Here is a 12598-nt window from a genome sequence, read left to right on the forward strand (position 1 = left end):
GCTCCATGGTACCGGCGGGCCGGTGCGGCTCACTCGGCCGGAGGCGGCCACTCGGGGGCGGGCGCCGCCGCGATCGCCGCGCGCAGGACGTCGGCGGCCAGCTCCGGATCGGGGAGGTCGCGGAGCACGAACACCTCCGCGCCTCCCTGCTCGATCGTCACGTCGGCGCAGCGCGCGATCCGCTGCGAGAGACTCCGGGTGATGCTCACGGTCATCCGCGGGTCGAAGACCAGCTCGGCCCGACGCACGCGGAGCAGACCGCGGCGGGCGCGCAGCCCGTCGGCGGTGATGCGGTAGCGGATGCCGGCCCAGCGGGCGATCCCGGGCACGCAGAGCAGGGTCACGAGGACGGCGGTGCCCAGCGCGATGATCCAGCGCTGCACGTCGAGCTCGAACTGCGCGGCGAAGTAGAAGCCCGCCCAGGTCAGCAGGAGGAACCCGACGACCGGCGCGAACGCCGTGCGCGCCCGCGGGGTGAGGCGGGCGAGGTCCCGCGCCCTGTCGGTCACCGGTGCACCGTCACTGCCGGAGGTGGGTGACGTCGCCGGAGGAGAAGGAGCGGCGCGCCCCGCCCTGCTCGACCACGAGGCGGCCGTCGCCGTCGATGTCGACGGCGGTCCCCTCCGCGGTGCCGCCGTCGGGGAGCTCGACGCGGACCGGGCGGCCGAGCGTCGCGCACCGCGACCGCACGACCGAGGCCGCTCCGGATGCCTCCGCGTCGCCGAGGGAGAGGATGGGAGCGAGCAGCGCCTGGAACTCGGTGAGGAACGCGGCGAGCACGGCGTCGGCCCCCGTCTCCCGGGATCCGGCGAGCGCGAGCGAGGTCGCGGTCGGCACCGGCAGCTCCTCCTCGCCCAGGATGAGGTTCACCCCGGTCCCGACGACCACGCGGCCGTCGGCGAGGCGCTCGGCGAGGATCCCGGCGACCTTGCGGCCCTCGAGCAGCACGTCGTTGGGCCACTTGACGCTCACGGGAACGTCGACGAGCGGCGCGAGGGCGCCTGCGAGGGCCGCGCCCGCGAGCAGCGGCAGCCAGCCGAGGGCGGCCGAGGGGAGGCCCGACGCATCGACGAGGGTCGACGCCGCGAGGGTCCGGCCGGGAGGGGCCTGCCAGACGCGGCCGAGGCGGCCCCGGCCCGCGCGCTGGTCGTCGGTGGCGACCACCGACAGGTGCGGCCAGGCGGCGGCGCCGGAGGAGGCGCGCTCGCGCAGCTCGTCGTTCGTCGAACCGGCGCTCTCGAGCCAGAGGACCTGCGGAGAGACGGAGCGGGAGAGCGGCAGCTGCATCCGGCCACGGTACCGGGCGTCGTCGAGAGGCCACCGGTGCCGCTCGTGTTGTGCCCATCCTCTCGTTCGTGCCGCCCGTCCCTGTGCGGGTACGACAAGGGGGGTGCCCCCACCCCCGCCGGTAAGGTGAGCGAGTGACCGCGAACATCGAACGTCCCGCGCCCGATCTGTACACGACCGCAGGGAAGATCGCGGATCTCAAGGCCCGCTATCACGAGGCGGTCACCGCCAGCGGCGAGGCCGCGATCGAGAAGCAGCACGCCAAGGGCAAGATGACGGCGCGCGAGCGCATCGACACCCTCCTCGACCCGGGATCGTTCGTCGAGCTCGACGAGTTCGTCCGCCACCGCACCCACGCGTTCGGCATGGAGAAGAAGCGGCCCTACGGCGACGCGGTCGTCACCGGCACCGGCACCATCCACGGCCGTCAGGTCGCCGTGTACTCGCAGGACTTCACGATCTTCGGCGGCTCGCTCGGCGAGGTCGCCGGCGAGAAGATCATCAAGGTCATGGATCTGGCGCTGAAGACCGGCGTGCCGATCATCGGCATCCTCGACTCCGGCGGAGCCCGGATCCAGGAGGGCGTCGTCGCGCTCGGCAAGTACGGCGAGATCTTCCGCCGCAACACCGCGGCGAGCGGCGTCATCCCCCAGATCTCGATCATCTGCGGCCCGGCGGCCGGCGGCGCTGTCTACTCCCCCGCCCTCACCGACTTCGTGATCATGGTCGACAAGACCAGCCAGATGTTCGTCACGGGCCCCGACGTGATCAAGACCGTCACCGGCGAGGACGTCGGCATGGAGGAGCTCGGCGGCGCGCTCACGCACAACAAGATCTCGGGCGTCTCGCACTACCTCGCGAGCGACGAGAACGACGCGCTCGACTACGCGCGGACGCTCCTCTCGTTCCTCCCGGACAACAACCTCTCGCAGGCCCCCGTCTTCGACAGCGAGCAGGTCGACCTCGAGACCACCGACGCCGACCGCTTCCTCGACACGATCATCCCGGACAGCCCGAACCAGCCGTACGACATGCGAGTCGTGATCGAGCACGTCGTCGACGAGGGCGACTTCCTCGAGGTGCAGCCCCTGTTCGCGCCGAACATCGTCATCGGCTTCGGCCGGGTGGAGGGACGCTCCGTCGGCATCATCGCCAACCAGCCCAGCGCGATGGCCGGCACCCTCAACATCGAGGCGGGAGAGAAGGCCTCCCGGTTCGTCCGGTTCTGCGACGCGTTCTCGATCCCGATCCTCACCCTGGTCGACGTCCCCGGCTACCTCCCGGGCACCGATCAGGAGTGGACCGGCGTCATCCGCCGCGGTGCGAAGCTGCTCTACGCCTACGCCGAGGCCACCGTCCCGCTGGTCACCGTCATCCTGCGCAAGGCCTACGGCGGCGCGTACATCGTGATGGGCTCGAAGCAGCTCGGAGCCGACATCAACCTGGCGTGGCCCACCGCCGAGATCGCCGTCATGGGCGGTCAGGGCGCCGTCAACATCCTCTACCGCGGCGAGATCCGCAAGGCCGAGGAGGCGGGCGAGGACGTCGCCGCGGTGCGCACCAGGCTCGCGAACGAGTACACGTACAACGTGGCGAGCCCGTTCCTCGCGGCCGAGCGCGGCGAGCTCGACGGAGTGATCGAGCCGTCGGCCACCCGCGTCTCGGTGATCAAGGCGCTGCGGGCGCTGCGGACCAAGCGGGCGAACCTCCCGGCGAAGAAGCACGGCAACATCCCGCTCTGACCGCGATGCCGTGCCCACCCGGGGCACCGGCGCACTCCCGGAGGGCACCGGCGCGGGGCTGCCGGCGTGAGGCCTCGCTGAGCGCTCGCCGGCGCGGGGAACGGGGGATCGATGCAGATCGACGCCTCGCGCTCCGCACCTCCTCTCTGCCGGCCTTCCCCGTCAGTGGCGTCGCGATCTCGAGGACGGGGACATCGTCCACCCCCGAGACCGTCGTCGCGAGCGATCGGGTGGCCGCGCGCCCCGACGAGATCCAGCTCGATCCCGGCGAGGGGCCCGGTCGGGACGCCGTCCGCAGCCGGCTCCCCGTTCTCGTGGACGACGTGCGCGAAGCGCCATCGCGCCGGCTCTGTCCGCCGAGGAAAGTGCTCGCCGGGCGACGCACTCCTGCTGCTCCGGGCGCTCGGCCGCACCGTCGCCGATCTCGCCGAGGAGATCGCCGATCGCCGCTCGGGATTCCCACCTCCGCCCCTCGAAACCTAGGATCGATATCATGACTGCCCGCGCCCGTGAGCACGATCTCATCGAGACCTTCGTGACGCTCTCCGACACCCTCGTCGACGACTACGACACCGTCGAGCTCGTGCAGACCCTCGTCGACCGGAGCGCCTCGCTGTTCGAGGCCGCCTCGGCGGGCCTCCTCCTGCGCGACGCGCACGGCGTGGCCGAGGTGCTCGCGTCCACCGATGAGGACTCCCGCCTGATCGGGCTCCTGCAGCTGCGCGAGGACGCCGGCCCCTGCATGGAGTGCCTCCACACCGGCGAAGCGGTCGTCGTCGCCGACGTCCGCGAGGCGCCGCCGGAGTGGGCGCGATTCCGCGATCGAGCGCTCGAGCTCGGTCTGCGCTCCGTCCACTGCGTCCCGCTGCGGCTCCGGAGCGAGTGCATCGGCTCGCTCAACCTGTTCGGCTCGACTCCGGGCCTCCTCGCTGCCGAGGACGTCGCCGTCGTGCAGGCGTTCGCCGATGTGGCGACGATCGGGATCCTGCACCAGCGCGCACTGGAGGAGAGCGACCTCGTGCGGAGTCAGCTGCAGCGCGCCCTCGACAGCCGCGTGGTCATCGAGCAGGCGAAGGGCGCCGTCGCGTACTCGCTCGACATCAGTACCGAGGAGGCGTTCGACGTCCTCCGAGGCCACGCACGGTCGACCTCGACGGCTCTCACAGTCGTCGCGGGTCGCGTCCTGCGCGGCGAGCTGCGGCTCTAGGCCGTCTTCGCGGGAGCGGGCGCCGGCTCGTCGGGCCGGGCACCGAGCGCGCGGGCGAAGGCGAGAGCCTCCCGCGCCGACACATCGGGCAGGTAGGCGCGCCCCAGGGCGGCACCGATCCGCGGCAGCTGCAGGGCGTCGGGGTACGCCATCCACAGTCCCGCGTAACGCGGGTGGAACTTCGCCTTGAAGCGGAAGAGCGACGTGAAGCCGTAGGCGGGCTCCAGCGTCCTCGCGAGGAACTCGAGCAGGCGCGAGAGCACGGTCGGCTCCGGCGGCTGCTGCCCCTCCTCGACCGGCGCGACCGCGAGCGGGGCACCGGACAGCGAGAGCATCTCGGCACCCTCCCCTTGGGCGTGCAGGGCTGCCGAGGCGATCAGGAACTCCATGATGCCGGGCATCGCGTCATCGGAGCGGCGCATGAAGTCGAGCGTCCAGCCGACGACCCGGCCGTCGCGGTGGACGGGGAGCCAGCTCGTGACGCCCTGCAGCACCCCATCGGGGCCGACGGCGAGCAGCAGTGCGACATCGGCGTCGCGGATCTCGTCCATCCCGCCGAGCGTGAAGCCCATCTCGGGCAGCGCCTTCTCGGCCACCCAGCGCTCGGACAGGTCGACGATCTGGTTCGCCATGCCGAGCGAGAGCTCGGGCCAGCTCGTCCAGACGGCCTCGATGCCGAGCTTGATCCCGCGGTTGAGCGGGTAGCGCACCTTCTGCCACTGCTTGCCCGTCAGCTCGAAGCCCGCCAGCTCGATGATCGTCTCCTCGCCCACCGAGATCCGCGACCAGCCGAGTGCGTCGAAGACGGGCAGAAGCTCGTCGTGGACGCTGTAGAAGACCGGCGTCCAGCTCCGCTCGTCGCAGAACCGGACGAAGCCGGCGACGACCTCGGCTCGACGCTCGGGCGCGCAGGCGGGGTCCGAGAGCGTGATCGCGACTCCGCCGATCACCCGGTAGGCGACGCCGCCCTCGCCGTCGGCCGCGATCCAGTGCTCGTTGCCCTGCCACGTGCCCTGGTGTCCGAGGCTCCCGGCGCCGTAGCGGGCGAGCAGGGCCCGGTAGCGGGCCTCGTCGCCGCGCACCCGCTGGACGTCGGTCGCCCGGAGGAGCGAGAGGACGGCGATGACGACGAGGAGCCAGAACACGGGCCCGACCCACTCGAAGACCAGGCGGGCGACCGGTTCACGGGGCACCGCCATCAATCCGAACCCGCCGAGGAAGCTCACCGGGACGAAGCGCAGGAGCCCGTCCAGCAACAGCCTGCCGATGCCGATCACCGGCTCGAAGCTGGTGCGGGAGGACGCCGCGAGCGCGAGGTAGCCGCCGAGGGCCACCACGAACGCCGTTCCGATGATCCTCCTCCAGCGCCGGGCCGCACGGAGGGGGGCGCGGAGGGGGAAGTGCCGGCGCCCGATGACGAGCATCGCGACCACGGCGAGCGGGACGAGGACCGTCGTCGCGACCCAGAGCAGGTACTCGGCGTAGTAGGGGAAGTCGGAGTGCCGGGCCGCCCGCTGCAGCGAGAACACCTCGAGGACCGCGATCGCCGCGTTGACGCCGATCGCCAGGACGAGGCCGAGCCGCCGCCCGGAGCGCAGGCCCACCGCTGCGACGAGCAGCAGAAGCAGGGGGACGAAGGTCAGGACGATCGGCCCCGGCGACACGAGGCTGAGCCGCACGTGGTGCGTGCAGTGGCGCACCATCCGGCCGCAGGGATCCTCGAGGTCGCCCGTGCCGGTGAAGGCGCTCTGCAGCAGTCGTCCCAGGAACGAGAAGGGACCGTATCCGGAGTCGGAGAGCACTGCCACCAGCGGGCCGATCGCCGTCACGGCGACGACCGCGGCGATCAGCGCGCGCGACTCACGGTGCGAGCTCCTGGCGGGCCTGCCGGGGCGCAGAGCGCTCGGTCCTCCCGCGAGGACGGCACCGAGAGCGAGACCGGCCACCCCCGCGATCAAGCGGTAGACGTCGGCGGAGTCACCGGCGTAGAGCACGAACATGAGGACGACCGAGAAGGTCGTGACCCGCAGCCGGCGGCGCCACAGCGCGCCCATGAACGCCGTCGAGACGAGGAGTGCTCCGACGGCGCCGATCAGCGGGTCGAACGTCGCGTCGCCGACCGTATCGCTCGCCCACCACTCACCGGCCGCGGCACCGAGCGACTGCAGCAGCGCGCCGAGGCCGGAGCCGAGCGCGCCCGTCACGACGAAGGCCGCGATCGTGCGGAGAGACCCGAGCCGCCGCTCCGCCACGGCGACGAGTGGGAGCACGAGCACCACATCGAGCAGCAGCTGCAGGGGGTCGGAGGAGATCAGGAGCGACGTCACCGCCGTCCACGGACGCCCGTCGAGGGTCGTCCCGGCTCCCGCGGCCCACCAGGCAGAGGTCTCGGCGCTCGCAGGCCCGAAGAGCGTCCCTGCCGCCGCACTCGCGAGCAGCAGGACGAGGGTCGTGGCGACCGCCGCCGGTGACCGGCGGACGAGGAATCGCAGTGATCGGGCCAGTGCGGTGCCGCGCCTCGAGAACCACGACGGCATGGTGAGCGCTCCTGTTCGAACCCGGGAGGGCGCCGCTCCGGCGACGTCCGGCGTCAGCATAACGGCGTCGTGTCGGCACCCGGCCGTGAAGCGCCCGAGGGCCGCGCTCGGACGGCATCACCGCGATGCGGTACCGTCGCGGGATGAGCGCTCAGGACTCCTCCCCCGACGTCGTCATCTCGACCCCGGGTCTCGACGCCCGTCAGATCGCCGCCGTCACGGCCGTCGTGACCGCGCTCGCCGCTCAGGCAAGCGCTCCGCAGGAGCCGTCGGAGGCCGTCTCGGGTGGCTGGAACGCCCGCTCGTCGGCCGTGCGCGCACCGCTCGCTCCGGCTCCGGGTGCCTGGCGCTCGTTCTCCGGCTGACGCTCCGCATCGTCCCTGGGCGTGTGTGATGGTGCGCGTCGGGGCTCTCTTGTACCCCGATGACGTCGGGCGGCGTCCGAACGTGAGATTTGTCCCCCGATTAGTCCCCTAAAGTGACGACTATCTGGATCCTCGCCCGCTGAGGATGATTATGCGTGTTCGGTGCTTCCCCTTCGGAGGAGGCACTGCCAATCACTCGCCGACCAGGGTAAGCGGGCGGGTGTTTTGGGGGCGAGTGAGGGTGATATTCGGGTTATCACCCTCACTCGGGGTTTGACGGCGGGCCGGGCCCCCTCTTCGGAGGAGTGGACGGCCCGCCGCTCTCTTTTAACCGGTCAGTCCGTCTCGGTCGGCCAGTCCGTCTCGGTCGGCCAGTCCGTCTCGGCCGACCAGTCCGTCTCGGCCGACCAGTCCGTCTCGGCCGACCAGTCCGTCTCGGTCGGCCAGTCCGTCTCACCCGCCTCCAAAGAGGCCGAGGCTTGCAGGCTCAGGCGCCGGAGGGCGCGTGCTCGTCGCGTCGGATCTCGACCCAGGCGTCGACCTCGTCCGCCGCGTCGTCCGAGCCCAGTGCACCCGCACTGCCGTCGCCCGCCGTCCGGAGCCCGACGACGGTGACCGCCGACGGGGAGTCGGGCGACGCGGTGCGCACGACGATCCGGTCGACCCCCTCGCGGATACCGCCGAGCGCCCGGGCGAGCTCGCTGAGGACCCGGCCGCTCTCCTGCTCCGAGGTGCGGTCGAGTCCGCCGTCGTCGAGCACCGAGACGGTCACACCGCGCCGCCGGGCGTCGAGCACGAGCCGGCGCACGTCGTCGTCGAGGAGGCGACGGCCACGGATCTCGTCGCGCACCGACGCCTCGAGGAGGCGGCACTCCCGCCTCTCGTCGTCGCTCAGCTCCGAGCCGCTCGTGGCGATCCGCCGCAGCATGCCGGAGGCGATCGCGCGGGTCTGCTCCAACCGCACTTCGCGCTCGCTCAGGTGCGCCTCCTCCGCCGCCCGCCACGACGCCGCGGCGCGCTCGGCCGCCTCGAGCACGCGCGCCTCGGAGCTGGCGCGACCGAGCTCGATGATCAGCAGGTGCGCGATGCCCACCCAGGCGATGTCGCCGACCACGCCGAGCGTCGCCAGCGCCACCGGGCCCGCCCAGACCGCCGTGTGGACGACGAGGAAGGCGACCCCGGCCCATGCGGCGATCGAGCGCCTCCGCGCGCAGACGATGGTCATCAGCGTCCCGACGGCGGCGATGTACCAGGTGGAGTAGCCGTTCGACGCTCCGGGATCCAGCGAGGGAGCGACGAGCAGGGGCAGCGCGACGGCGACGGCGGTCATCGCGAGCGCGACGACCGCGTGCATCCGGATCGCCCCACCCGGCCAGAGGGCGACGACAGTGGCGGTGATGTAGAGGGCGACCGCGAGCAGATCGGCGGGGCTCGGCGGCGCGGTCCGGTACGAGAAGAACGCGAGGACCACGTGGTAGAGCGAGAAGCCCGCGCCGAGAGCGAGGAGGAGGGGGCGGGGGTAGGTGATCACGACGCGCTCCCCCGCTCGGCCGACGGCGGCCACGTGATGACGACCCGGGTGCCCGCGCCGGGCGCCGAGTCGACCCGGGCGTCGCCTCCGGCGTTCTGGACGCGCTCGAGGATCGACAGCCGGATGCCCAGGCGCTCGCGCGGCACTTCCGCGACCTCGAAGCCGCGGCCGTCGTCCTCGACCACCACGCGCACGAGGCCGTCGTCGAGCACGCCGCGGACCGCTCGGCGGACGTCGGCGCTCGGTCCCGCGTGCTGGACGCTGTTGGTGAGCGCCTGCCAGACGGCGCCGAGCACCGCCTCCGCGACGATGCGCGGCACGCTGCTCACCCGCGGATCGGTTCCGCTCGCGATCTCGATCAGGACATCGGCCGCGAAGGTCGAGGCGGCGTGGGTCAGCTGGCGCTCGACGAGCTCGAGGGGAACATCCCCGTCGGACACGTCGGACTCGCGTTCGGGGAGCAGAACGGAGAGGGTACGGCGCGCCATCGACGAGACCAGCGAGCGCTCGGCGGGCGACTCCGCAGTGGCGGCGGCCAGCAGCGTCGCGAGGACGTTGTCGTGCACGAGCGCGTCGACCTCGACCCGCTCGACCTCGCCCGCGTGCTGCCGCATCGCCGCCTCGTACTGCTCCATCGCCGTCGTCTGGGCCCGGTCGACCTCATCGGCCGACTGTCTCAGCACCGTGATCAGGACGAGCATCGCGAAGCCGACGATGCCGACGTAGAACGCATCGAGGATCGCCCGGGTGGGCTCGGCCGCGCCCCCGGAGGGGAGGACGCGGAGCACCCCGAACAGCAGCGGGGTCGTGATCGCGTAGGCGATGGCGACGCGCAGCGGCGCGACGGTCGTGCAGAACGCGGTGCCGATGGTCATCAGATACCAGATCCAGGGCGTGTCCTGCACGACGGCGTCCGGGAGGACCGAGAAGGGCCACGAGACGAGGGCGACGAGCAGACCCGCCGCCACCAGGACGGCGGTCACGCGCATCCCCCGCCGGATGACCGCGGTGACGACCGAGGCGGCGAGCGCCCCGAAGACCAGGGCGAGGACCGGCCACGCCACTGCGGGCTGCAGATCGGAGAGCTGACCGAGGATCGGCGGCACGGTCTGCAGCGCGAAACCGAAGCCGAAGAACGAGACGACGGTGGAGATGATCCGGTCGATGCGCTCCCTGTTCGCCGGGGCGCGGGCGGGCAGGGCGTCAGCGCCCGGCATCGCCGTCGTCCGGATCGATGCCGGGGAGGATGCCGTCCTCGACGGCGCGGCGGAGGAGGTCGACCTTGGTCGGCGCGGGGCGCCCGATCTCGACGTACTTGTCGCGGATGCGGTCGAGGTACTCCTTGGCCGTCGAGACCGAGATCTGCAGGCGCTCGGCGACGAGCTTGAGCGGCAGACCGGAGGCGTAGAGGTGCAGCACATCGCGCTCGCGGCGGCCCAGGACCGCCCGGGCGAAGTCGTCGTCGGCGTCGATGGCCGAGGCCCACTCGAGGTTGTTCAGGACCTCGCCGCGGGCGACCGTGCGGATCGCGGCGATGACGATCGACATCGGAGACGACTTCGGGATGACTCCCGCCGCCCCCGCGGCGAGCGCCTCGCGCACCGCGACGACGCGGTCGGCGATGCTGTGCACCAGGACGGCGGAGCCGCGGACCTGCCCCCACTTGACGTTCGCGGTGATGCTCGACCCGTCGTTGAGTGAGAGGTCGAGCACGAGGACCTCGATCTCAGTGCCGCCCAGGACCACCTCGAGGGCCTCGACGGTCTCGGCGGCGGCGACGACGTGCATCCCCGCGCTCTCGATCGCCGCGGCCACGCCGAGACGCACCGATTCGTGATCGTCGACGATCGCCACTCGGACGCGGGCCTCAGTGCTCATCGTCGACTCCATCGGGATTCATCGTACCGACGCGGCGCTCACGTCCGGCGTCGGGTGAGGCGCGCGACCGCCTCGACGTGAGAGGTGTGCGGGAAGAGATCGAAGCCGTCGAGGCGCTCGAGCTCGTAGCCGCCCGCCGTCAGCGAGCCGACGTCGCGGGCGAGCGCCACGGGGTCGCAGGCCACGTAGAGGAGCTGCGCGGGCGCCAGCTCGATCAGGGCGTCGGTGACGGCGCGGCCCGCTCCGGAGCGCGGAGGATCGAGGACCACGGTGGCCGCACGCCACCGCTCGCGCTCGCGCGCATCGGCCTGAGCGATCGCATCGCGGAGGTAGCGGTCGACACGGGCGGTCACAGCGCGGGCCCCGGGCTGGTCGGCCAGGTTCTCGAGCGCGTGCTCGGTGGCTCGCGTGTCGCTCTCGACGCTCGTGATCCGGACACCGGCGCCGAGACGGTCGGCCAGGGCCGCGGCGAGCAACCCCACACCGCCGTAGAGATCGTGGTTCGCGGAGCGCGGGTCGGTGAGCTCGGCGTCGACACCCGCCTGCACGGCGTCGAAGAGGGTGGTCGCGGCGCCGCGGTGCACCTGCCAGAACCCGGCGCGGTCGACGCGGAAGGTGCGGTCGGCGACGAACTCGGTGACGACCGTGCGATCCCTCCGAGCCCGCTTGTCGGAGGGGTCGTGCACGAGGACGGCGGCCCCCTCCGACCCTGCGGCGTCGACGAGGTCGACGACCGATCCGGGAGCGAGGCGCTGACCGAGGGGCGCGACCGCCGTCGAGGCGGCCGTCGCGAGCGGCAGGGAGTCGACGGTGACGACGTGATGACTGCGCGCGGCGTAGGGACCGACCCGCCCGTCGTCGTCGACGTGCAGCTGGTTCCGTGTGCGCCAGCCGAGGCCGCCGGAGTCGTCGTCGCCGAACACCGGCGAGACCTCGACGCTCACCTCGCGGTGGGCGAAGCGCGAGAAGGAGTCCTCGAGCACGAAGCGCTTCAGCGCCCGCTGATGGGCGAGGGCGATGTGGCCGAACTCGGCTCCCCCGACCCTCTCCTCGGGCCTCCTGTCGAGGCCGGCCTCGGGCCAGATGTGGTCGACACGGTGCGGCGACGCCTCGAGCACTTCGAGCGCCTCGCCCCGCCAGAAGCTGGCGTGCCTCACCTCGCTGACGCGCACGCGCACCCGCTCGCCCGGCAGGACGTCGGGGACGAAGACGACGCGGCCCTCGTGCCGGGCGACGAACACGCCTCCGTGGGCGACGTTGCTAATGTCGACCTCGATCTCGGTTCCGAGTGCTGGGTCGGCCCCCTCGGGGCGGGACGGCGCGCGGGACGGAGTCTGTGCCATCCGTCGAGCATCCCACAGCGTGGGCCCGACCGCAGGGAGCCCGCGTGCGCCTCTACCTCGCCTCCACCTCCCCCGCACGCCTCGCGCTGCTGCGCGCCTCCGGCATCGAGCCCGTCGTCGCGCCGTCGCAGGTCGACGAGCCGGCCGCGGTCGCCCGCGCCGAGGCGGGGGGCGGGGCCGCGCTCGACGCGGACGCGACCGTCGCGCTCCTCGCCCGTGCGAAGGCCACTGCCGTCCTCGGGCCGGAGGTCGACGGGCTCGTCCTCGGCGGCGACTCCGCCTTCGTGCTCGACGGCATCGTGCACGGCAAGCCGCACGAGCCGGAGCGGGCCCGCGAGCGCTGGCACGCTCAGCGCGGCCGCACCGGGCACCTGCACTCCGGGCACTGGCTGATCGACCACCGCGGCGGGCGGCTGAACGCCGAGGCCGGTGCGGTCACCTCGGCCGCCGTCACCTTCGCGGCCGACCTCGACGACTCCGAGATCGACGCCTACATCGCCACCGGCGAGCCCCTCGAGGTCGCCGGCGCCTTCACCATCGACGGGCTCGCCGCCGGCTTCATAACGCGGATCGAGGGCGACCCCTCGACCGTGATCGGGATGTCGGTGCCGACGCTGCGCTCCCTCGTGCGCGGATTCGGGATCGACTGGCCGTCGCTCTGGAACCGCTGACGAGCCTCCGCCGGCTTGTGCGGAACCGACGAAGCAC

The 12598-nt window shown here is 72.5% G+C and carries 12 protein-coding genes; 4 read left to right on the forward strand and 8 right to left on the reverse strand.

Annotated features, from left to right (window positions below):
• Positions 1 to 29: 29 nt before the first annotated feature.
• Positions 30 to 509 (reverse strand): PH domain-containing protein, encoded by a 480-nt coding sequence (locus ASG06_RS18975; protein WP_056045323.1) that lies wholly within the window; start codon positions 507 to 509, stop codon positions 30 to 32.
• 10 nt (positions 510 to 519) lie between these two features.
• On the reverse strand, positions 520 to 1287 hold the full coding sequence (locus ASG06_RS18980; RefSeq protein ID WP_056045326.1) for a biotin--[acetyl-CoA-carboxylase] ligase: 768 nt from the start codon (positions 1285 to 1287) through the stop codon (positions 520 to 522).
• Positions 1288 to 1421: 134 nt separating this feature from the next.
• Here ASG06_RS18980 and ASG06_RS18985 point away from each other — a divergent pair, with 134 nt between their 5' ends.
• The gene (locus ASG06_RS18985) at positions 1422 to 3029 is read left to right on the forward strand and encodes an acyl-CoA carboxylase subunit beta (RefSeq protein ID WP_056045329.1); all 1608 of its coding nucleotides are present in this window, start codon (positions 1422 to 1424) and stop codon (positions 3027 to 3029) included.
• Between the two features lie 493 nt (positions 3030 to 3522).
• Positions 3523 to 4236 (forward strand): GAF and ANTAR domain-containing protein, encoded by a 714-nt coding sequence (locus tag ASG06_RS18990; protein WP_056045332.1) that lies wholly within the window; start codon positions 3523 to 3525, stop codon positions 4234 to 4236.
• Here ASG06_RS18990 and ASG06_RS18995 read toward each other — a convergent pair.
• A complete protein-coding gene (locus ASG06_RS18995; protein WP_056045335.1) occupies positions 4233 to 6773 on the reverse strand; it encodes a bifunctional lysylphosphatidylglycerol flippase/synthetase MprF in 2541 nt (846 codons plus the stop codon). The two genes, ASG06_RS18990 and ASG06_RS18995, sit on opposite strands and share 4 nt — an antisense overlap.
• Before the next feature lie 143 nt (positions 6774 to 6916).
• On the opposite strand from ASG06_RS18995, the gene ASG06_RS19000 reads away from it, so the two are divergent.
• On the forward strand, positions 6917 to 7138 hold the full coding sequence (locus ASG06_RS19000; protein WP_056045337.1) for an acyl-CoA carboxylase subunit epsilon: 222 nt from the start codon (positions 6917 to 6919) through the stop codon (positions 7136 to 7138).
• Between the two features lie 335 nt (positions 7139 to 7473).
• On the opposite strand, the gene ASG06_RS20620 is transcribed toward ASG06_RS19000, so the two are convergent.
• Genes ASG06_RS20620 through ASG06_RS19020 form a run of 5 tightly spaced genes read right to left on the reverse strand, consistent with a single transcriptional unit; the run spans position 7474 to position 11890 of the window.
• A complete protein-coding gene (locus tag ASG06_RS20620) occupies positions 7474 to 7605 on the reverse strand; it encodes a hypothetical protein (RefSeq protein WP_268788347.1) in 132 nt (43 codons plus the stop codon).
• A gap of 20 nt (positions 7606 to 7625) precedes the next feature.
• On the reverse strand, positions 7626 to 8669 hold the full coding sequence (locus tag ASG06_RS19005) for a hypothetical protein (RefSeq protein WP_056045567.1): 1044 nt from the start codon (positions 8667 to 8669) through the stop codon (positions 7626 to 7628).
• The gene (locus tag ASG06_RS19010; protein WP_056045340.1) at positions 8666 to 9886 is read right to left on the reverse strand and encodes an ATP-binding protein; all 1221 of its coding nucleotides are present in this window, start codon (positions 9884 to 9886) and stop codon (positions 8666 to 8668) included. Before ASG06_RS19010 ends, ASG06_RS19005 begins: the two co-directional genes overlap by 4 nt.
• Positions 9873 to 10547: a response regulator transcription factor gene (locus tag ASG06_RS19015; protein ID WP_056045570.1), complete on the reverse strand. Its 675-nt coding sequence runs from the start codon at positions 10545 to 10547 to the stop codon at positions 9873 to 9875. Before ASG06_RS19015 ends, ASG06_RS19010 begins: the two co-directional genes overlap by 14 nt.
• Positions 10548 to 10585: 38 nt before the next feature.
• Positions 10586 to 11890 carry a class I SAM-dependent RNA methyltransferase gene (locus ASG06_RS19020; protein WP_082499375.1) on the reverse strand — a complete coding sequence of 435 codons (1305 nt, stop codon included), beginning with the start codon at positions 11888 to 11890 and terminating at the stop codon, positions 10586 to 10588.
• 44 nt (positions 11891 to 11934) lie between these two features.
• Here ASG06_RS19020 and ASG06_RS19025 point away from each other — a divergent pair, with 44 nt between their 5' ends.
• The gene (locus tag ASG06_RS19025) at positions 11935 to 12561 is read left to right on the forward strand and encodes a Maf family protein (RefSeq protein ID WP_056045342.1); all 627 of its coding nucleotides are present in this window, start codon (positions 11935 to 11937) and stop codon (positions 12559 to 12561) included.
• The last annotated feature ends 37 nt before the right edge of the window (positions 12562 to 12598 follow it).

The sequence above is a fragment of the Rathayibacter sp. Leaf185 genome, from assembly GCF_001423885.1.
Lineage (GTDB): Bacteria > Actinomycetota > Actinomycetes > Actinomycetales > Microbacteriaceae > Rathayibacter.